The sequence below is a fragment of the Candidatus Babeliales bacterium genome (assembly GCA_016929235.1).
In the GTDB taxonomy this organism is placed as follows: Bacteria; Babelota; Babeliae; order Babelales; family JABCYS01; genus JAFGJD01.
Genome location: JAFGJD010000006.1, coordinates 1 through 20,922, shown reverse-complemented (window position 1 = coordinate 20,922; position 20,922 = coordinate 1). Strand labels below are relative to the sequence as shown.

Below are 20,922 nucleotides of genomic sequence, written 5' to 3'. Positions count from 1 at the left end.
TAGGAATTATAAGATTGTGCCTATATATAAGTATACCAGAACGATTTTGTTGGTTAAGCCCTCCAAAGAGGCGTCGCTATAAGCTTCTAGATCCTGCTAGTAGCATAAATGACAGGGGCGCCTACTGATATGCGGATGTAGTTAGCTGTTCTGTATGTCTATGCGATAACGATTTGAGCTTGGTATGATACTTAGTGCAATCTGCTTGTGAGTGTAGAATATCGCCTTTGCGTGCAGGCTCAAATGATACCGTTGATGTTGAGTCGGGGTACTCTTGTTTAAGTTGTTCAATCAATTCAAGAAGGTTTACGCTGCGTCCAGTTGCAATATTATACACATCACCATCTGCATTAGGATCAAGTGCTAGTGTGAGATTCGCGTCTACTACCTGTGCAACAGGGATGAAGTCTCGTGTTTGTGTTCCATCTCCGTATACAATAATGGGTGCATTTGCCTTGAGTTGTTTTGTGAACTTGGCAACGACTGCTGCGTATGCACCATGTGGATTTTGGCGAGATCCGTACACATTGAAGTACCGTAGCGACGTTGTTTTGAGACCAAATGCCTTCGAGTACAATCGACAGTAGTTTTCTGCTATGAGCTTACTTAGCCCGTACGGAGACGTTGGATTGCAAGGTGAGGTTTCTGTGCATGCACCTGATAGGTTTCCATACACTGCCGATGACGATGAGAGCATCACGTGTTTAACGTATGCATGACGACATGCTTCTAAGATGTTCACTGTTCCTGTGACATTGGTTGCATGACATTGTGTAGGATTTGTCATAGAATCGGGTACCGATACAAATCCCGCAAGATGAAATACGTACTTACAATCTTCGACAGCGTATGTGCATGTTTGTATATCCGTTACGCTGCCTTCGATGACCGTTATGCCGTGAAGATGTGCTATATTGTTGTGGGTTCCTGTGGCAAAGTTATCCAATACAGTTACACGCGCACCAAGGCTGACCAGTCGTTCAACAATGTATGAGCCAATGAATCCTGCGCCACCCGTCACCAAGACTGAAGTATCACGATATGGTGCAGTGTGATGCCGGTTCATGATTATTGCACCTCGTATTCTTGTTGGGTATCGTACATGGTATGCGTGTATGATACTTGTTGGGCTGGGATAATGAGCAAACGATCAATCACAGCCTTGCCATCCAAGACTGATTCTTGCATGCTCGCATACTTCCATTCCCCATATCGTCCAATTGAGTGTATCTGGTGGTCATGAAGTGTTGCATGAATTTTTGGCAGGTGTTTTTCGCGCCAAAAATCATAGATAACATATGCATGTTCAATGGGAAGAATAGCCTCTGTTGCGATATCTCTTGAATTAATGCCAAGAACTTTCTTTGCTTCTTTGATGGAGCGCCTTACCTTAGCTGTAATCTGTTTTGGTGTTTCGTTGAGATATGCAAGTTCTCCGTATAATGAACTATGGCCATACGGTACGAGAGATTCTGCAAAATTATGGTAGAATCCTATGCGATAGAATGGATAGTGTTGTTCTGGGTAATAAATCCAGTGTTTTGATGAAACATCAGCATGTGCAATGCCTAAATTGAAGTTCACTACTTTATTGCAGAGCAACTTGTTTGCAGCTGGCTCCAGATGCATAGCGCTCGATTCTTTAAGCGAGTGAATTAGTCGATCAAGTGGCATAGTTGTTATGAGGTGTTCGTAGTGTTCTGTATGTCCATTGGTGAATGTGATGCATTTTTGAGATACATCAATTTCTTCCACACAAAAATCAGTATAGATAGGACTTTCAAGTTGTTGCGCTATTTGATTTACCCAGAATGAGATTCCTTCTGTTTTAGGATAAAAGAAGTTTGCATTATATCCGACTGAGGCGGCGTGCATATCACGGAGTGATCCACGGATGATATCGCGTAATGTTGTCTTGGGTACAAATCTGCCAGTCCATGCAGCAGATATTTTATGGAGATCATAAGAGAAGATCTTTTTTTGGTATGGAAAAAAGAAATGTTTTCCCATACCATTGCCAAAATTTTCTAGTACCCATTCATGGAATGATTTATTTTGTGTTTTCTTTTTTTTACGCGTTGCATAGCCTTCAATACAATCGACGATGACTTCATCTGGAAGACCGAATAGATTACTTTGAAATGGGTAGCGCGTATATGTGCCGTGTGAGTAAATAAATGAGCGACGTGTAATTGAGTTGAGGTTATGAAACCCGACCAGTTTTTCTAAAAATGAAGAGAAATAGGGATTGTTGACATGAAGAAGATGTCCTGTGAAATCAAACGTGAATCCATCTTGTTGAATGGATCGGCATAGTCCGCCGGGCATGCGTTCTTTTTCAAAGATTTTATAATCAAAGAATCCTTTTTTTTCTAAGTGATACGCTGCAGAAAGTCCGGTGGGGCCTGCTCCAATAATAACTATTTTTGCCATGCATTTCCTCGTTACTTCATTCTTCATCACGTGTGGCTCAAGTTATAAAATGAATGATGGTAAATGTCTAGGTAAATTAGGCCGTTGTGCATAACCGTGCATTAGGAGAAATAGTAGCGTATGAAAGGTTCAGTGATTTGTTTCTAAGTGCTCGTTGATATTGGTATGGAAGATGTCGTTTGTTTAAGGAGAAGGTTCCTGTTTTGAGTGTATCTTCTATATCCTTTGGGACCGTAAAAACAAGATAGAATTTATTAAGAGCAGATAGAGCGTATTTTTGGTCAAAGCGGAACTTAAGCGTTTGTTCTTTTTGAGACCAGTAGCCATCCGAGATTACGTGCTCTTGTATGGGCATAATTTGGTCATGTTCATCTTTTTTAAACAATGTGGCAGAAAGATGTTCAAGCGGTGCCCCTTGCCATTGAAGATCAAAGGCGTCGAGTTTAATCACATTCGGTGATTTATTTTTAAAGACAATATCTCCTGCAAGGATCCATGAACCACCAAAGCGTTCTGCTTTTTCGCTATCAGTATCTAGCTTAACCCACTGTGGGTTAATGTGTATTTCGTACACAGTTGCACCTAATGGGAAACTCATGGCTATGGTATACGCGAGTATGCCACATCCGATTACATACTTCATCTCTCACTCCTATGATACCGGATGTATCCGCTCCATGACCATCATATCATAGCGATAGCGCACGCTTAAAGGGTTTTATCCTTTAAAGGTAAAATGATACGAATGGGTGCCTTGTGCGGCTTCAACATAAATCGGAAGATGGAATTTATAGGTAGATCGGTTGAGGTGTGTCGGGATTGGCGGTACTGGGTGAGCGTTTTTGATAACCTTGAGAAGTAGATTATCTAGCTCACTCTCTCCAGTTTTAGGATGCATGTCGAGATTAAGGAGATTGCCGTTCTTATCAATTTCTATATAGAGCGTGATGTTTGTTTTAACTGGGTGAGCAAGTGTGAGAGGTTTGTTGTGGATACGAAATGAGTTTTGTAGATACCATCCAATTTTATTGTTGTATGCAAGCGTTTTGAGATCTTGGCTGTTAATATCGGTTGATGCTGCACGATTGACTTTAACGTAATCGATAAATCCTTCGGCAAGGTTGGCAAGCGTGAGTCCACTTACGGGCGATGCGGATTTTTTGTGGGCCCGCTCTTCCCAGAATGTTTTTGGAATCTCGGGCATGGATATAGTGTCTTCTTGCACCAGCATGGTATCTGATTGATATGGTTCTGGAGTTGTATCTGGTGTTTTAACTGATATCTCTTCATGGTTTAGTTTCATCAATTGTTCTGTTGGTTTTTCCTGATTGTCTTCTATAGTTTTTGTTGCTGATGTTAAGTCAAGTTCTGGAATCTCCTGAAACGCTTTTGTTGTCCCAAAATGCGAGCTTTCGTTCATAGCAAGTTCGAACAATTCAGAATCCATATCTGGTAGCGGCAGATCTTCTGAGGGGATTTCATGAAATAAAACGGGTGCAGCTTCTTGTGTAATGGGTTTCTCAGCTCTAAGGACTGGCGGTGTAAGTTCCAAGTGAACATACAAACCTGCACCAAAGATCAAGTGCAACAGCACTGATGCTTGGAACCATGTCATGAGTTGGGGATCATTATATGATGAGTACATTCCCTTCCTTCTTCATCACACCATCCATCTTTTTGTAGCATAGCCGATCAGGATATAATGAACAATGAAGTGGTTTATGCTTACAGCTCAATGTGTTTAAATGTGTAAGATTGCTTTGTAAATGGCATTTTATTGACATCGTTATGTTTGTCTGTACAGTGATGCCTGTTACTAAGTATTGCAGTACACGCTACGATTTGTGTATCTTGCATAGTAACAAAGGGTGTTGTGAAATGGCGGTTACCACACAATAGCTATATATGCGCATGGAAGAACTAAGGGCGTGCATTTGTCCTTAGATTTCTTCTGGTAAGCCTTGATACTTCTCAATAGAGCGAGGTGTGTTTTTATGTATAAAAAATGTCTTTTTATCTACGTTTTATGTGTTACGTGTGTTGGCGTTTGTATTTCTAAATCGCATCAAGAGAGCGTTTTATCGTCTTCACGAAAGGAGACTAGGGCTGACCGTGGTGCTGTCATCCGTCAACGCAACGTTCATGATAAATTGGTTCTTAGCGTGTATAGGATGAGGGAAAAGGTCAACAAAACAGTATCGCGTATGGTGGCTTCCGATGATTGGAGGGACTTGGATCGTATGATTGAGAAAGGTTGCAGATTGTGTGAGGCCCTACATGGTTCTTCCGAAGCGAAGACAATCTGTGCTTCCATGGTACGCGAGCTGTTAATCCTTAAAAGAGTAAATAGTATTGTTCAGGAGTGGGAAGAGGAGAAACTACGTTCTCTTGCTGCAGCAAAAATTCTTGCAAAGTTGGCTTTATAATAGAGTATTTTAATAACCTATATTGTAGGGGATTTATTATGAATAGGGGATTTGTTGTTCTCGCTCTTCTTGGCGGTTTCTCTGCTTCATATGGTATGGTGCCAGGGTATGCTAGAGAAGCAGAACGAAGAATTGTTAGTGCGGAGAAATATGAAGATGCTAGGACAGAAGGTCAGATTGGTCGTGCGTGCGATGCCATCGGTTGTGCATTAGCGGCGGTAAGTTTGGCTGGTCACCGGCACGATCATTATTCCCGACTTTATCGGCTTGCAGGGGCCTTGATGCCTGCAGCGAATATTGTCGGTAGTCATCGTAGGGTTAGAGAAATCCAAAAACGCATTGGTCGTCGGTTAGGTCTTGAACCTGCTCCGTGGGAGATTGCTGAAGAGGAAGTTGATTTCTATGCTGAATATGGATTGCATTGTGGAGTGTTACCAACGATTGCAATGGAAGTTGACTAAGATTACGAGAGGATATGTATCTGTGAATAGATTTATAGGCTTAAGCTTGATGATTTTTTCTATCTTGTTCATACCGTCGTATTCGAGCGCAATGGAAAAGCAGGTGCGGTATCCGCGTGTTAATCGTGATATTCCCGCAATGCACCCAGAGCTTAGTGACTATCCTGATCAAGAGGCTCAATCACGCATGTTGCCACACGAAAACGACTTATGGTGTGATGCTATAGAGTTACGGTGGCGTGAATTTGATACGGCGTTTGCGAACTGTGAAAAGCACCGCGAAGACGAGTTTAGAGAGAGATTTGCAAGGATGATTTTGAGATGCGCTTCTCTATGCTTGCTGCATGGGGACTCTTTTGTGCAGCACTTGTTTGCTAGAAGTGTTTTTTATCAATGCGGCGCAATGGAGTGTGGGATTCCCAAATCTGCATTTGGCTATCTTGGCAAAGTTATTTTTAAGTTGAAAGAGCCATATGCATGCGCATGGACAGGTAAGGAAGCTCGAACAAAAATGACAAAGGCGCTTCAGCGTGTGGTAGCGAGATATCCAGAATGTTTTCAGCAAGCTTCCTGTGAGTTGCAGGGTAGAGTGGGCCCTGAAAAGATTCTTTCCTTGCATGAAATTAGGACTATGTTTGGTATTGAGTCATGCCGGAATGTAACTGATGGCGATACCAGGCTATAAGGATTTTACGTTCGGGATTTCCTATACAAAAGTAATATGCAAGGTAGACGATGCGCAGCATTAAATATGGGTTATTGGTGGTTCTGTTGCCGGTAGCGTGTTTTGGAATGGAGGATTCTTTTGCAAAAGAATCGGTAAGTGATTTGTATGGTACCCTCCTTCAGGTCTGGGCTGCCACACTGCGTACACCATCGGATTCTTCGATGTCGTTTGTATTTAATACATGCAACAAGCTGCTCGAAGACTTGGTGCGCTATCATGAGGAATATAGGCATGCGCCTTTTTTCCCTCGCTATGTACGGTCGTTTTCTCAAGCGCTGGAAGGGGCGTGTGAGCGGTTTTCCGCTCCCGGCATTCCGGAAGAAGTGGGTGCGATTTCTCAGGATCATTTTGCAGAATTATATAGGAGAATTCAGTTCTTTAGACGGCCTGATCCTGTTGAGCTGCGTCTTTCTATTTCTGCGTTGTTCGGAGATCAAAGACTTGTATCGCTATCTGTGTGATCTATATAGCATGTGTCCTTCGTTTTCACGAGTTTCCATGTCTGATGCAGTGTATGAGCTTTGCTTGTAGGTTGGAGTAGGAACCGAATAATTTCATCAAGGAATGTATCAGTTGGTGTGAAGATGACTCGTTCTACAATCATCCAGAACATTAAAATGCGCTTTTGGAGATACGGATGTAATTGTAGCAGTGTTTTGTAGGTGAGCTGATATCCATCATTTTTTTTACTAGCAAGTTGTTGAAATGTTCCCAATGTTAACTGCTCAAGCACTTGTTCACTTGCTTGCAAGTTGTACATTGTTCGAGTGAAATTTTGGTCAAATCTTGAATCACATTCTTGTAGTGCAGGCATCACACGCTTTCTAATGCGATTCCGTAAGTATTCATCGGATACATTTGTTGGATCAGTTAGATATGCAATTTTATGGTCATCAAGATATTTGAGAATGTCAGATTTATTTGTTTCAAGAAGGGGACGAATGTATGCGCCATACTGTGGTCTCATTCCGGTCAATCCGCTGAGCGTGGTTCCACGAATCAAACGAATAAAAAATGTTTCTTGTTGATCCTGCGCATGATGTGCAAGAGCAATCAACTGCGCTTTATGTTCATAGGCCACCGTTTCGAGAAAATAGCGTCGCATGATGCGGCCCTGTTCCTCTTTAGAGCCCTTTTTCAAATTAAGATTTAATGATGCAGCTGTTGCAGATACAAACGGAACATTCAATTCATTGCAGGATTCTTTGCAGAATTCTGTGTCCTTGCCTGAATCTGTCCGCCATTGATGATCGAGATGTGCGCCTATTAGTTTAATGGTTCCTTTTTTGTAATATTCAGCAAGAAGATGAAGTAGAAAAATTGAATCGGGGCCGCCTGAAAGCCCAAGTACAATGGTCTCTCTGTCTTTAATGAGCTGATTATTTTTGATGAACGTTTTAATGTCTTTGTTCATGGAGGCCTCATCTTTTTAGATCGGACAATAATAGCTTCCTGAAATATTAAGTATCGCTGTTTGATGATGTTGCATCAAAATCTAGATGTCGAGATTCTTAACAAAGTGTCCAAATTGTTCAATATAGGCTTTCCGTCCGGTGACATCATCGCCCATCAAGGTAGCAAACCACGAATCAGCTTCGAGTGCATCTTCGATTGATACTTTGAGCATTAAGCGAGTCTTTGGATTCATGGCTGTTTCCCAAAGTTGGTCAGCATTCATTTCACCCAGACCCTTATAGCGCTGTACGCTCATGAAGCTCTTGCTTAACTTTGCAATAGTATTTATAAGCTTCAAGGTTCCTTTGGCAGATGTATCCTTTTCACGATCTTTAACGCCCAGTGTCCACTCCTTTGTTTCGAGAAATGTTAGTGGAGCAAATGCTTCTATAAGTGTCCTGATCATGCTTGATGAGAAAAAGTTTAAGCGTACCGACCATTCTTTGTTGTCTTTTTTGAAGACGATATGAATGTCAGTATCGGCTACTGGTTCTGTTGCGCCATCTTCATGAACTATTGGTTCTGGCTGAGTAATAGAGACCTTAAACGACGTAAATACTTCTTGGAGTTTGTCTCGAAGTGCTGTTTTCCCTTCTGCCTTGTCCCAGCTAAATGCCGTTAGGAATTTGACTAGTTTATGGCAGTTTGCCTCAGTAAGTCCAAAACGTTTGCTTGCTTCTTCAAGTTTGTCGGAGTAATCGGTAAGGGACCCAAAGAACTCATTCCATGCTGTTTCATCGAATGTTTTTTGTGGTGTTTTTAATTCTAAGTTTTCTCGAGCCCAATCAAATAAGAAATGTTTGAATGCTTGTTCGTTCTGTAAATATTGTTCTTTTTTGCCAATCTTTGCCTTGTAAAGAGGCGGCTGTGCAATATAGAGGTATCCAGCTTCAATGAGTGGATTCATGTATCGGAAGAACAAGGTTAAAAGTAATGTTCTAATATGTGCACCATCAACGTCAGCATCGGTACAGACAACGATCTTATGATAGCGGGCTTTGGTGACATCGAAATCATCACCAATTCCACAGCCGATCGCTGAAATTAGTGCTTTGATTTCTTCGTTAGAGAGCATGCGATCGAGTCGTGCTTTTTCTACGTTTAAAATTTTACCTTTAAGTGGTAATACGGCTTGAATATCGCGATCACGTGCTTGTTTACTTGAGTTGTGAACAAAGACTCCTGATGCAAGAGCAAAATTGTGAGTGCCTTCTACTTCAAGATCATACACATCAATCTTGCTACTGAGATACTGAATCGATTTAATCTTGTGATTATAGTGTTTCACTGCTTCTGTGAGCTGAGTATAATTTCCATCAAAGAATCGTTCGCAGACGGTGTCTAAGCGAAGAAGGATTTTATTGTTTTCTGCAATGCGGGTTTTGTCGTAATTATCTAAACAGTGGTCTTGTTCAAACACCTTCTTCAATAAGCCCATACTATGTTTGTAATATGCTTGGTTATAGGCTTTTTTTCGTTTTTCTCTGAACTCATCTGTCCATTGCTCAGAGGTTTTTTGTGACCGCCATTCTAGGAGTTCTAGATCTTGCCATTGCTGTTTTGCTAGGTCAGAAAGTTCTTCACGACGCTCAGGATGCTTTTTGAAAAATTTTGTGACACGTTGTGCTTGTTTGGTGCGGCTTTCTTCAGAGTTCCAATATTCCTGCTGTGCTTGATTGAGCTGTTCATTATTCTGTTTTCTGTAGTCCGCATTGGAGTGATAAAATTCGAGGAATTTAGAAGTCATGTAGTGCTTATATTCTTCATCTTCCCATTGCTTTTTGGCTCGACTACTTAAGAGTGACCTCATTTTAGATGTCGACATGAGCTTACTAATTTTTTTGCGATATTCTGGTTTGGCGTGCGCTTGTCGTGCCTTTTCCTTTACATCTTCGCGATGAATCGTTTTGTGAAGCATGCTTCGGTGAAGTGCTAGATGATCTTCTGGAATCATGCGGACAAGATTTTCAGGATTATTATTGTGCTTATTAAAGTCGATGTGGTGTTTGTGGGAACCATCTTCTAATTTATAGGTACCATGTCTGAGGTTGTAACGATCCGAGAGCAGATGAGTGAAGATCCATTTATGTTTTTTTGGATCCAGAACCATCTCATAATCTTTAATCGTGATACGGTGTTTAATCTCAGAGAGTTTTCTATTGAGAGGCATCAAGGAATCTTTTTTTGTTAAATCTTGGGCCTTTTTATATGAGCCATCTCGAAGCATAAATAAGTGGTCAGGTGTACAGGTAATACCTTTATCATTATCGAGTGTTATGCGAATAACAGAGGCATCGCGCTTGGTGATTCGTGGGTGCTTGATTGGTGCAATATCAATATTGCCATCCTTAGTAATCGTGTAGCAATAATTCTGCTTGCCTTGCTTATCTTCCTCAATGAGCTGCGCAAACGAAACCATTCTTCCATCAACAAGTGCAACCTTAGTATCACTAGAAAAACAGCCACCTGCAGAGTCACCCTCCACAATAAATAATTCTGTTTTTGTTGCATCTTCTTCGGAGCAATCAGCAAGTTTTCCGGGAAGAATCATGGAGTCAAGTGCTGTTTTTCTTCGTGTTAGATCACGAGCTTTTCGGGCTGCTTCACGAGCACGCTTTGCGAGCTCAGCCTTTTGAAAAATCTTTTTGGCGACAGCGGGGTTTTCTTCAAAGTATGTATCTAGGAATGAAAAGACCCATGAATCCACGAGACCTTTAACTTCACTATTACCCAACTTAGTTTTAGTTTGACCCTCAAACTGTGGTTCTGGTGCTTTCATGCTAATGACAGCCACCAGCCCTTCGCGGACGTCATCACTCGAGAAGCTATCGTTTGGTTTTAGTGCGCCGAGTTCTGATGCTTTGCGATTGCAAATTTTTGTGAGCGCAGACTTGAATCCAGATACATGGGTACCACCTTCGGCGGTATTAATATTGTTAACAAATGAGAAGACTTGTTCTCCGTAGCCATCATTATATTGAAGCGCAAGCTCGAGCATATATTGATCATCGTTGGTTTCAAGATGCATGATCTCTTTAAAAAGTGGAGTCTTCTTTTTATTGATATGTTCGACGAACGAAACGATGCCACCTTCAAAGAAAAACTTATTTTCTTTTTCATTGATTTCATCGGTAATCGTGATGTGTACGCCCTTATTAAGAAATGCGAGTTCGCGGAGGCGTGCTGAGAGTATGTCAAAGTTGAATGTTGTAGTTTCTTGAAAGATGGCTGGATCTGGCATGAAGCTAATGAGGGTTCCACGTTTTTCAGTTTCACCTATTACGGTTAGTTCAGAAAGTGGCTTTCCACGTTCAAATGAGATACTGTGAATTTTCCCTATACGATAAACCTCGGCGGTTAATTTGCTGGAGAGAGCATTGACAACTGAGACACCAACGCCATGAAGTCCCCCAGAGTACTTGTACGAATCTTTGTCGAATTTGCCGCCAGCGTGTAATTTTGTGAGTACAACTTGAGTAGCGGATACGCGTTCTGTTGGGTGCATATCGATTGGAATACCTCGTCCGTTATCTTCGACGGAACATGCGCCGTTTTTGTGAAGCGTAACGATGATAGTGTCGCAGTGGCCAGCGAGGGCTTCGTCGATTGAATTATCAACAACTTCATAGACAAGATGGTGGAGCCCATTAGGTCCTGTGCTACCGATGTACATTGCAGGACGTTTACGTACAGCCTCGAGTCCTTCCATAACACGAATGGACGAGGCACCATATTCTTTATTTGTTTTATTGGCCGAGTCATTACTCATGCTCACATCTCCTACCATTACTTGATCCTGACTGGTTGGTTCAGGTGAACGTATTTTAAAACGCTTATTTTGAGTGAAAAACCGCACTCAGGTAGCTTACTATTATCTGGTAATTTTTTCCAATATACTGGTGATAATAAGTCATGATTTTAAAATGCGTGCGGAGTATATTTGATGCAGATTCCCCAAAAAGTCCGAGAACGTTTTATGCAAGAGGCGCTTAAGCAGGCGCACAAGGCGTTCGATAAGGATGAGGTTCCTGTTGGTGCCGTTGTGGTTGACAAGCATGGTACACTGATTGCCCGTGCGCACAATCAAGTAGAGTCTACTGATACGCAAACCGCCCATGCTGAATTACTTGCTCTTCGCAAGGCAGGTGAAAAAAATGGGGATTGGAGACTAGACGGATTTTGGTTGTATGTGACGTTAGAGCCGTGTGCCATGTGTTTGCATGCCATAGCATTAAGCCGGCTTGCAGGAGTAATATACGGTGCAGATTCTCCTGTGTTTGGCTTTCATCTTGACAAGCTTGGAACACTTTCGATATACAGAGACAGGACGCTGCCTTTCGAGATAATCGGTGGGGTTAAAGCGCATGAAGCAGGAGAGTTGTTACGTGAATTTTTTAGAAAAAAAAGGGTAGGTAGTGAGCGCGGTAAAAAGTTCAGTAGAGGTGCGTCAGGATCTGGGGAGGATTAAGGATAAGCTGATGGAGCGTAAACAGCAGCTTGAACAAGAACTCGTTGAGCTTTATAGCGAAAAGTTCTCAGATGATCAGGTCCAGGATATAGGTGACCAGGCTCTCTCGTCGACTATGGAGGCTCTCAGGAGTTCACTCCAGGATAAGGAAATCGAAGAGTACAATATGATTCGCCAGGTAATAGATCGCATCGATTCGGGCGAATACGGTATCTGTGTGGATTGTGGGCAGCCCATCTCGGAAAAGCGATTAAGTGTTTACCTCAATGCAACTAGGTGTTTGGCTTGCCAAGAAGCCTTAGAAGGGTAGACTTAAAGGCCATAACCCAAGACAGTGCTGCCGATGTAGCTCAGCTGGTAGAGCGACTGATTCGTAATCAGTAGGTCGTCGGTTCAAATCCGATCATCGGCTCCAGGTTCATTTTGACAAATCAGGTCGTTGGGCTATCATATCTAGTGATATCATTGATAGAATCTGGTGATCGCTTTGGATCACCGTTTTTACATAGAACCAAGGATTAATCGGTATATGGTACAAAAGAAGGCAGCTCGCCCCACCAAGAAACCAGCGAAAGCAGTCAAAAAAACTCCCATTCAATCAGGGCATGGCGTAGGCCGTCGTAAGGCCGCCGTTGCGCGTGTATGGCTGTACCGCGGTGCGGGCAAGATGATGGTTAACGACTATCCTGCCGAATCATATTTTGATACCGAAGTGTCCCGTCTCTCAGCGACTGCTCCATTGCGAGTATGCGCTGAAGCGTCTCATTACGATGTTCGTGTTTCTGTTGAAGGTGGAGGTAAGGCTGGTCAGGCTGATGCCGTCAAACTTGGCTTTGCACGAGCTCTTCTTAGCACTGACGAATCCCTTAAATCTGTACTTCGTAAACATGGTCTCTTGACCGTGGACTCTCGCAACAAGGAACGTAAGAAGTATGGACAAAAAGCGGCTCGTCGTAAGTTCCAATTCGTGAAACGTTAATATTAGCGTGCAGTCAATTTTGAGTGCTCTTGCTTAGTCAACGATCGCCATGCGCCTCGCGCAAGACCGAAGTGCGTTAGCCCTGCGTAAGCTTTTCGATCGAGTGCCTTGACCTCATAGCCGATGTGCTCGAAGATCCTGCGAACGATTCTATTTTTACCGCTGTGTAGTGAGAGCCTAACCTTTTTACTGTGCTTTCTGTAAACAATGTGATCCACTTTGATTATACCGTCTGAGAGTCGAAGCCCTCGCTTGATGAGTTCATAATCCCTATGCTCAAATGGACGATCAAGGACCACGTCATAGACTTTGGCAACTTCGTAGCGGGGGTGTGAGAGTTTATGGGCTAAGTCTCCATCGTTGGTGATGAGTAATACACCAGTTGTGTCTTTATCGAGTCTTCCTATAGGAAAGAGTCGCTCTTTGATGTCGACAAACAGATCCATAACGGTTCTACGCTTGCGATCATCAGATGTGGTTGTTATGTATCCCTTAGGTTTATTGAGAATAAATACGTGTTTTACAATGATCTGATGAATTAACGCTCCGTTTACTTTGATTGTGTCATCACTGGATACTTGATGATAAGGCTCTTTAACGACATGGTTATTGACCGTTACAGCGCCTGACTTTATTAAGTCGACGGCCTTCCGCCGTGACGTTACGCCAGCTTGTGCCAAATATTTATTGAGTGGGTGGTTCATTATGCCTTTACTTCTTCTAGAACAAGTTCGTTACCATTCACAAATGTTTTCTTCAATAGTTTGATTGCATCAGTTCTGGCATTCCATGCTTGCGGGTTTAGGTTCAAGATATTAATACAGGTAAGTGTATCTTGAATTTGTGAATCACGCATGATCATTTCTTTACGACGCTCTTTCGTTGATTTTTTTTCAGTTTTTTCTTCGCCAGTATTTTTAGATTTTTTCTGAGCATCTTTTTCTTGCGCATTAGTTTTGATGGAATGTTTCAGCGCGCTTTCTCGGCCATAATGTTTATTGACCCAGACCATCTGTTCTGTTGGCGGCAGCTTACTATCAATCGTTATGTCGGGTGTTATACCGACACCTTGAATCGTGATGTTGTTTGGTAAAAAATATAATGATGTAGTTATTTTAACGGCGCAATCATTGCTGACTGGTATTACTTCTTGTACAGAGCCTTTTCCAAATGTAGTTGTGCCAACAAGGAAAACTAACAATCTATCCTGTTTTTTATTTTTTGATTGTTGTGCTATGCGATCGGCATAGGTTTGAAGACAGCCCGCAAGAATTTCTGCTGCGGATGCGGTATAGTTATTTACGAGGACAAAAAGAGGTATTCCTGAGATATTGATCGGATCGCGTGTGGTAGAGAACGTTTCCTGGATCGTATTGTTGCGATCGCGAGTTGTAACGACAACACTGCCCTTATCAATAAAAATACCCGCAAGATCAACTGCTGAGGGAAGAAGGCCTCCTGAGTTATTGCGTAGGTCGAGTATAATGCCTTTGCATGATTTTTTTTGAGCTTTTTGGAGAAGAGCTTCAATTTGTTGCGGAGCGTTTTGTGTGAACATTGCCAAATGAATGTAGTACACATCATTGTCTTTAAAGTGGTAACACAGTGAATTTTGATCCTTGACAACGTCACGAGTAATATCAAATTTCAGTGGCTCAGCGTATCCATCACGAATGACCTTTAAGTGAACTTTTGAATTACGCTCACCTTTTAATTTTGCAGTTGCTTCATCAGAAGTCATGCCTCTGAGCGCTAGGCCATCAATCTCAATAATCTTATCACCTTGCACCAGTCCAGCGTGATCTGCTGGGCCATCAGGAACAGTATCCAGGATAGGAAGAAATTCTTCCTCGGGGGCTTTGTTTGTTGAGATAACCACGCCGATTCCAAAAAACTCTCCGTTTGTTGAGTCAATGATATCTTTGTATGACTTTGGATTCATGAAGGAGCTGTGTGGATCTTGGCTCACAAATGAATCGATACAATTGGACATTGCATCTTGGATATCAAATTTCTTAACGTAATATTTTGTCTTCATGAGGTGGAATGCCTCAGAGAGCGTCTTAGTCCAGTTATAGATCTCCTTGTCGAATGCATCATGATTTTCTGGTTCTTGTGATGTGTCTGCAAGGATAGGTTCTTCTTGAGCAAGAATGGGCATGCAGAGGATAACAGAGAGAATTGCTGACTTCATTACTATTCCTTTTTTGATGATAACTCTGTACGTAAGGTACCATAATTGAGTACGGTGATGCTAGTTTATTCTTTAAGAAAGGGAGCGGGGTATGCTGTCCTTAAAACAAACACTGTTTCGTATTTTTTTTGGTATAGAAGTTGTTGTTTTTATTTTTATGTATTTATGTGGTACACATGGAATACAAGCTCGTCGACAACTTCATATTGAGAATCTCGGATTATCTGATAAAATCGCCGCCCAGAGGATTGAGGTGGCAAAGCTCGAGTGTGAAATAGATCGTTGGAAAACAGATTCATTTTATAAGGAAAAATTAGCACGAGAGCATCTCGGTTTAGCCCGCGAGGGCGATATTGTGTATTATCGCAGCAGTATTACTGAATAAGGAAAAGTGATTCAATGAAGAAATTATGTTTAGCTCTGATTATGACAGTTGGTTTTATTAATGTACATGCAGCTGTTCGATGCGATTCATATGAAACAATTCAAGAAGCATACGATCAGGGAGAGGTGTGGGGTGTGCTGACGAGTATTGATCTTCATGATTGTAATCCTGAGACGATACGTTCAGCTGATGCAATCCGTGATTATGTAGTACAATTATGCGAGTTGATTGAGATGCGACGATTTGGAGAATGCCAGGTCGTACACTTTGGGGATGATGAAAAAGTTTCTGGATTTTCCATGACTCAATTAATTGAAACCTCACTTATTTCAGGCCATTTTGCTAATTTTACCAACACTGCCTATATTGACGTCTTTAGCTGTAAACTTTATGATCCCACGCTTGTGATCGACTTTACCAAAAAGTTTTTTGAAGCCGCTGATGCAACAGCAAATATTGCTCTAAGGAACTAAAGGATATTCATGTTTGTTCTTCCTCCACTTCCTTATTCATATGATGCGCTTGAGCCATATCTTGACGCTCGAACAATGGAGATTCATTATGATCGACATCATCGTGGATATTTGAACAAGACCAATGAACTTCTTCAAAAACATCCAGAACTTTTCAAGCAAACCATTAATGATTTATTGCGGCATCTGGACTCGATTCCTGAAGATATTCGTCATGGCCTGCGGAATTTCGGAGGTGGTTTTGCAAATCATACCTTGTTCTGGACCTGCATGAAGCCGGGTGGTGGGGGTACTCCCCAAGGTGAGGTGGCACATGCAATTGAACAGGAATTTGGTAGTTTTGATTCCTTCAAGGATCGTTTTACAGGGGCGGCTCGGTCGTTGTTTGGAAGTGGCTGGACATGGTTAGTAGTGACATCAGAGCATACGCTTGAGATCATGACAACACAGGATCAAGATACGCCATTGTCTTATGGTAAGGAGCCTCTTCTTGCCCTCGATCTCTGGGAGCACGCGTACTACCTAAAATACCAGAATAAGCGGCCTGATTTTATTACTGCCTGGTGGCACGTCGTCAATTGGGATACCGTTGAGCAACTTTATAAAAATGCCGTTTCTTAGCAAAATAGCTTTGGTTTTGTATACTGCTTAGCAGTAGTCAAGCAAAAATAACCCGTAACTAATAAGAGCTTTGCGCTATGGATACAAAACCAACGTCCCAAAATACGATGCAAGACACGGATCGCAGTGAGCACGATGTACGTGTGGAAAAAGTTGCCAAGCTCAAAGAACAGGGTATAGAAGCATGGCCACCATGTATACCTGTTGGAATCACAACAAAAACAATCATTTCTCGCTTTGATGATGAGCAGGAGATTGTTGAATATTCGCTTGCTGGTCGACTTATGACTATTCGTCATCACGGCAAAACAATTTTTGCAAATCTCCAAGACCAAGATGATCGCTTACAACTCTACATTCGTCAAGATGTTGTAGGCGAAGAGGCATTTACCCTCTTTAACACCATGATAGATATGGGCGATATTGTCTGGGTAACGGGGACCTCATTTAAGACCAAGACGGGTGAGATAACTCTGAAGGTTGCTAAGTTTGTCCTCTTAAGTAAATGTCTACATCCGCTTCCAGAAAAATATCATGGTCTTGCTGATATAGAAGTACGATATCGTCAGCGGTACCTCGACCTGATGAGTAATCCAGAAACTAAAGATAAGTTTATAATTCGATCTAAGTTGGTCCGTGAGCTACGTCGTTATTTAGATGATCATGGTTATCTTGAAGTAGAAACACCAATGCTTCATCCGATTCCAGGTGGTGCGAATGCGCGACCGTTTGTAACGCACCATAATACTTATGATATGGATCTGTATTTGCGAATTGCTCCTGAACTATATTTGAAACGATTGGTTGTTGGGGGTTTTGAGCGTGTATATGAGATTAATCGTAATTTCAGAAATGAAGGGATTTCAACCAAGCATAATCCTGAATTTACCATGCTTGAATTTTATACGGCATATCAGGATTACGAATATGCGATGGCATTTGTCGAAGCGTTGATCCGTTCTGCCATGACGGAAGCTGTAGGAGCACTAAAGGTTTCATTTGGTGAGCAGACGATTGATTTCTCAGCATCATTTGCACGTATTCCGATGAGATCATCATTGATTGAGATTGGTGGTTTATCAGAGAAAGAAATCTCCGAAAAATTTATTGATGCTACCTTGAAAAAGCACAAGATTGCCGTACCGCGTCAACATGCTTCATATAATGAAAAGATCTATATATTGTTTGAAGAGTTGGTGGAAGGAAAATTAATTTATCCAACCTTTATCATAGATTTTCCAATTGAGGTCTCTCCGCTTGCAAAGCGTGATAAAGATAATCCAACAATTGCCGCACGGTTTGAGTTGTTTATCGGTGGCATGGAACTTGCTAATGGATTCAACGAGCTTAATGACCCATTTGATCAAGCAGAGCGTTTTAGGGAACAGGCACAAGCAAAAAGCGAGGGTGATGTTGAAGCGATGCACTATGATGATGACTATGTGCGTGCGCTTGAGTATGGTCTTCCTCCTACCGTTGGCGTTGGTGTTGGTATCGATCGTTTAACGATGTTGGTGACTAATACGACTTCCATTAAGGATGTGATTCTCTTTCCAACTTTGAAAACCAAAAATGAGTAATACCATTGTCTTAGATAATCTCTTCTTGTTACTGTGATGTTATGTGATGTGTACTGAGAGGAGAATCTATGAAGCTTACGATTAGTTTACTAGTGGGTATCTTATTATTATGTGGTACTGTATGTGGCTATGTGTATTTCCCCGTGGCTCAATACTGTGTCGAGGTCGATAGTTCTTTATCCAGTGATTTGAAAGATTTAAAACATTCTCGATGGCACACTGCGACTGCATTTGGAGAGGTTGTAAGAGGTAAATGGAAGTTAAGGCTTGAAGCTGTCGGAACTGGGTTAAGGGCAACTCTTTCAGAAAAAACGGGCACTGAAGAACCCTCCTTCAATAATCTCTGGACTCCACAAGATATCTGGACGAAGCGTGGCCAGGTAACCGGCGTGTCTGCTACTTCAAGAGATAAGATAAGAAAAAACCAGTATTACGTGATTAAAATCAATCCAGACACTCCATATCCAAAACTTTCGATCTCATGGGATCACGAAGACGGGCATCAATGATTTCTAGCTTGCGTCATACGCGGATCTATAGCATTATGTTGGGCATGTTATTATTCGAGGATAGACATGCCCAACACCTTTTTGCAGGGTGCTAAGTACATGTGGCTTTTGCCACATGTAGATGAACAACAGAGTTTAGACCTCGCATCTCTTTACAATCTTTCTCTTCCTATTGTGCAAGTTCTTCAATACCGCGGGTTAACATCGCGAGAAAAAATCGATTCGTTTCTATTTAGTTCGTATGAGAAAGATGTTGCGCATGCATCGTTGCTTCAAGATGCTGAAAAGGCAGTACAAAGAATTATTCGTGCGGTTGAAGCACAAGAAAAGATACTTATTTTTGGCGACTACGATGTTGATGGTATTTCATCAACTGCACTTGCACTTGAATGTCTCTTGCCATTGGGTGCTAAGGTAAATTTTTATCTGCCGCATCGAGTAAGAGATGGGTATGGTCTTTCGAAGAAAATTGTGGGGAAAGCTATCGATAGCGGCTATTCGTTGATTATTACCGTAGATAACGGAATTACGGCGCACGAAGCAGTTGAGCTAGCACAGGCAAATGATATTGATGTTGTTATAACAGATCACCATAAACCACATGATCAGCTGCCCAATGCGTATGCAATTGTTAATCCACAACGCCAGGATTGTGAATATCCATTTAAGTATCTCGCTGGAGTTGGTGTTATTTTTAAAGTGATGTCTCTCTTGTACGAATACAAAAAAATGCAATTGCCTGAGCGTGTCTATGAGTTTCTTTTGTTAGGTACAATAGCAGACGTTGTTCCATTATTAGGTGAAAATCGGTTCTGGGTGCGCGAAGGGTTGCGGATAGTCAAGGAGAATACGAGCTACTCATTGCAGGTGTTATGCAGTAATGTCAATCTTATAAAACCATCGGTGTCATCGAGCGATATTGGATTTGCGGTGGCTCCTCAATTGAATGCACTCGGTCGCCTGGAAGATCCACGGAAAGGTGTAAAGTTTCTTTTGGGAACAGATAAAAAAGAAACAGAGCATATTGGTGCAGTGTTGTATGAGCTAAATCAGGCTCGTAAGGATATCGAGAAATCTATCTTTAACGAGGTAGTAGCAGAAATTGAAGCGGGGCATATTAATCTTAAAAAAGAACATTGCATTATCGCTGCAAGCGAATCATGGCCGCCAGGTGTGATCGGATTGGTTGCGTCACGATTAGTTGGTGCCTACGGTAAGCCTACGATTCTCTTGCACCTCAGTAAGGATGGCATTGCAAAGGGATCGTGCCGTTCTATCCCTGAATTTGATATCTTTCAAGCATTGAAATCTGGCGAGCATCTTCTGACGAGTTTTGGCGGTCATGCGAATGCTGCTGGATTATCCTTACTTTTAACATCCGTTCCTGCTTTAAAAGAACATATGGAACACTGTATTCGTGAGCAATTGAGCGAAGAGGATCTTAAGCAAAAGCTCGTTATACATGCAGCACTTAAATTGCCTGATCTTAACAAACGCACTTTGCAGGATATGGCGTATCTTGAGCCGTTTGGCAATGCAAATGAGATGCCAGTCTTTGTGCTTCACGATGTGTCGTTGGTACAAGCGCCGCGTATTTTGAAAGATGCGCATGTCAAATGTCAGATCTTTGCTGAAGGAATTATAAAGCCAGTTATTTTTTTCAATAGGCCAGATCTATTTGACGTTTTACAAAACATGGGCACCGAATCGTTCTCAGTTGCAGCGCAGGTTCACGAAAATTATTGGAATGGAAAGACAAATATTGAATTAACCGGTATTGATATCGCTGTGTAACTATGGGGTTTTTATATGATAATTTCGATTGATGGTCCCGCGGCAAGCGGCAAATCAACGATGGCTCGTCTCCTGGCAAAAGAACTTTGTTTTTATTATGTTTCCACAGGGCTTCTGTACAGAGCTTTAGCATATATTTTATCAACGCATTACGGATACTCTGTCGCTACTATAGGAGCGCCTCGCCAAGAAGATGTCGCCGAGGCGCTTGCAAAAAATAACCTGAGCTATTTTTATAAACCTGAGACAGGGGCACAACTGGTTTTTAAGGGTGTAGATATAACCCAGCATCTAAAGACGGGTGTTATGGATGAGCTATCCTCCCGTGTCTCTACTAATCAATATGTTCGTGATTCACTCTTAAAATTTCAACGAGAGTTTTCGCGTAAACATGATATCGTGATGGAGGGTCGCGAT

At 41.9% G+C, this 20,922-nt stretch carries 21 protein-coding genes and 1 tRNA gene; 14 read left to right on the top strand and 8 right to left on the bottom strand.

What is annotated here, in order from left to right; all coding sequences use genetic code 11:
* Positions 1 to 121: 121 nt before the first annotated feature.
* From JW872_03215 to JW872_03200, 4 genes are all read right to left on the bottom strand, one after another.
* On the bottom strand, positions 122 to 1,066 hold the full coding sequence (locus JW872_03215) for an SDR family NAD(P)-dependent oxidoreductase (protein ID MBN1549645.1): 945 nt from the start codon (positions 1,064 to 1,066) through the stop codon (positions 122 to 124).
* Positions 1,067 to 1,068: 2 nt separating this feature from the next.
* Positions 1,069 to 2,433 (bottom strand): FAD-dependent oxidoreductase, encoded by a 1,365-nt coding sequence (locus tag JW872_03210; protein ID MBN1549644.1) that lies wholly within the window; start codon positions 2,431 to 2,433, stop codon positions 1,069 to 1,071.
* Positions 2,434 to 2,509: 76 nt separating this feature from the next.
* A complete protein-coding gene (locus tag JW872_03205; protein MBN1549643.1) occupies positions 2,510 to 3,076 on the bottom strand; it encodes a hypothetical protein in 567 nt (188 codons plus the stop codon).
* Positions 3,077 to 3,151: 75 nt separating this feature from the next.
* The gene (locus JW872_03200; protein MBN1549642.1) at positions 3,152 to 4,078 is read right to left on the bottom strand and encodes a TonB C-terminal domain-containing protein; all 927 of its coding nucleotides are present in this window, start codon (positions 4,076 to 4,078) and stop codon (positions 3,152 to 3,154) included.
* An 819-nt stretch (positions 4,079 to 4,897) separates the two neighbouring features.
* Between JW872_03200 and JW872_03195 the strand changes: the two genes are divergently transcribed.
* Genes JW872_03195 through JW872_03185 form a run of 3 tightly spaced genes read left to right on the top strand, consistent with a single transcriptional unit; the run spans position 4,898 to position 6,508 of the window.
* The gene (locus JW872_03195; GenBank protein MBN1549641.1) at positions 4,898 to 5,320 is read left to right on the top strand and encodes a hypothetical protein; all 423 of its coding nucleotides are present in this window, start codon (positions 4,898 to 4,900) and stop codon (positions 5,318 to 5,320) included.
* Between the two features lie 22 nt (positions 5,321 to 5,342).
* The gene (locus JW872_03190) at positions 5,343 to 6,005 is read left to right on the top strand and encodes a hypothetical protein (protein MBN1549640.1); all 663 of its coding nucleotides are present in this window, start codon (positions 5,343 to 5,345) and stop codon (positions 6,003 to 6,005) included.
* A 50-nt stretch (positions 6,006 to 6,055) separates the two neighbouring features.
* Positions 6,056 to 6,508 carry a hypothetical protein gene (locus JW872_03185; GenBank protein ID MBN1549639.1) on the top strand — a complete coding sequence of 151 codons (453 nt, stop codon included), beginning with the start codon at positions 6,056 to 6,058 and terminating at the stop codon, positions 6,506 to 6,508.
* Here JW872_03185 and tilS read toward each other — a convergent pair.
* A complete protein-coding gene (gene tilS, locus JW872_03180) occupies positions 6,481 to 7,461 on the bottom strand; it encodes a tRNA lysidine(34) synthetase TilS (GenBank protein MBN1549638.1) in 981 nt (326 codons plus the stop codon). The two genes, JW872_03185 and tilS, sit on opposite strands and share 28 nt — an antisense overlap.
* Before the next feature lie 81 nt (positions 7,462 to 7,542).
* Entirely contained in the window at positions 7,543 to 11,271 is a 3,729-nt protein-coding gene (gene gyrB / locus JW872_03175; GenBank protein ID MBN1549637.1) for a DNA topoisomerase (ATP-hydrolyzing) subunit B, read from the bottom strand.
* Positions 11,272 to 11,445: 174 nt separating this feature from the next.
* Between gyrB and JW872_03170 the strand changes: the two genes are divergently transcribed.
* From JW872_03170 to rpsI, 4 genes are all read left to right on the top strand, one after another.
* Positions 11,446 to 11,970, top strand: a complete 525-nt coding sequence (locus tag JW872_03170) for a nucleoside deaminase (protein MBN1549636.1) — start codon at positions 11,446 to 11,448, stop codon at positions 11,968 to 11,970.
* Between the two features lie 10 nt (positions 11,971 to 11,980).
* A complete protein-coding gene (locus tag JW872_03165; protein ID MBN1549635.1) occupies positions 11,981 to 12,280 on the top strand; it encodes a TraR/DksA family transcriptional regulator in 300 nt (99 codons plus the stop codon).
* A gap of 29 nt (positions 12,281 to 12,309) precedes the next feature.
* A tRNA-Thr gene (locus tag JW872_03160) sits at positions 12,310 to 12,385 on the top strand.
* Between the two features lie 114 nt (positions 12,386 to 12,499).
* Positions 12,500 to 12,949 (top strand): 30S ribosomal protein S9, encoded by a 450-nt coding sequence (rpsI, locus tag JW872_03155; GenBank protein MBN1549634.1) that lies wholly within the window; start codon positions 12,500 to 12,502, stop codon positions 12,947 to 12,949.
* 2 nt (positions 12,950 to 12,951) lie between these two features.
* Here the strand turns inward: rpsI and JW872_03150 are convergent, their stop codons facing one another.
* Positions 12,952 to 13,653: an rRNA pseudouridine synthase gene (locus JW872_03150; protein ID MBN1549633.1), complete on the bottom strand. Its 702-nt coding sequence runs from the start codon at positions 13,651 to 13,653 to the stop codon at positions 12,952 to 12,954.
* Entirely contained in the window at positions 13,653 to 15,143 is a 1,491-nt protein-coding gene (locus tag JW872_03145; GenBank protein MBN1549632.1) for a S41 family peptidase, read from the bottom strand. Before JW872_03145 ends, JW872_03150 begins: the two co-directional genes overlap by 1 nt.
* A gap of 91 nt (positions 15,144 to 15,234) precedes the next feature.
* Here JW872_03145 and JW872_03140 point away from each other — a divergent pair, with 91 nt between their 5' ends.
* The 7 genes from JW872_03140 to JW872_03110 form a co-directional block, all read left to right on the top strand.
* Positions 15,235 to 15,528, top strand: coding sequence for a septum formation initiator family protein (locus JW872_03140; protein MBN1549631.1), 294 nt, complete (start codon positions 15,235 to 15,237; stop codon positions 15,526 to 15,528).
* A gap of 14 nt (positions 15,529 to 15,542) precedes the next feature.
* Positions 15,543 to 16,001, top strand: coding sequence for an S-adenosylmethionine decarboxylase (locus JW872_03135; protein MBN1549630.1), 459 nt, complete (start codon positions 15,543 to 15,545; stop codon positions 15,999 to 16,001).
* 9 nt (positions 16,002 to 16,010) lie between these two features.
* Positions 16,011 to 16,622, top strand: a complete 612-nt coding sequence (locus tag JW872_03130) for a superoxide dismutase (protein MBN1549629.1) — start codon at positions 16,011 to 16,013, stop codon at positions 16,620 to 16,622.
* Positions 16,623 to 16,729: 107 nt separating this feature from the next.
* Positions 16,730 to 18,202: a lysine--tRNA ligase gene (lysS, locus tag JW872_03125; GenBank protein MBN1549628.1), complete on the top strand. Its 1,473-nt coding sequence runs from the start codon at positions 16,730 to 16,732 to the stop codon at positions 18,200 to 18,202.
* Between the two features lie 68 nt (positions 18,203 to 18,270).
* Positions 18,271 to 18,711, top strand: a complete 441-nt coding sequence (locus tag JW872_03120; protein ID MBN1549627.1) for a hypothetical protein — start codon at positions 18,271 to 18,273, stop codon at positions 18,709 to 18,711.
* A gap of 66 nt (positions 18,712 to 18,777) precedes the next feature.
* The gene (gene recJ, locus JW872_03115; GenBank protein ID MBN1549626.1) at positions 18,778 to 20,505 is read left to right on the top strand and encodes a single-stranded-DNA-specific exonuclease RecJ; all 1,728 of its coding nucleotides are present in this window, start codon (positions 18,778 to 18,780) and stop codon (positions 20,503 to 20,505) included.
* Positions 20,506 to 20,520: 15 nt separating this feature from the next.
* The coding region (locus JW872_03110) for a (d)CMP kinase (protein ID MBN1549625.1) at positions 20,521 to 20,922 on the top strand (402 nt) is incomplete at its 3' end.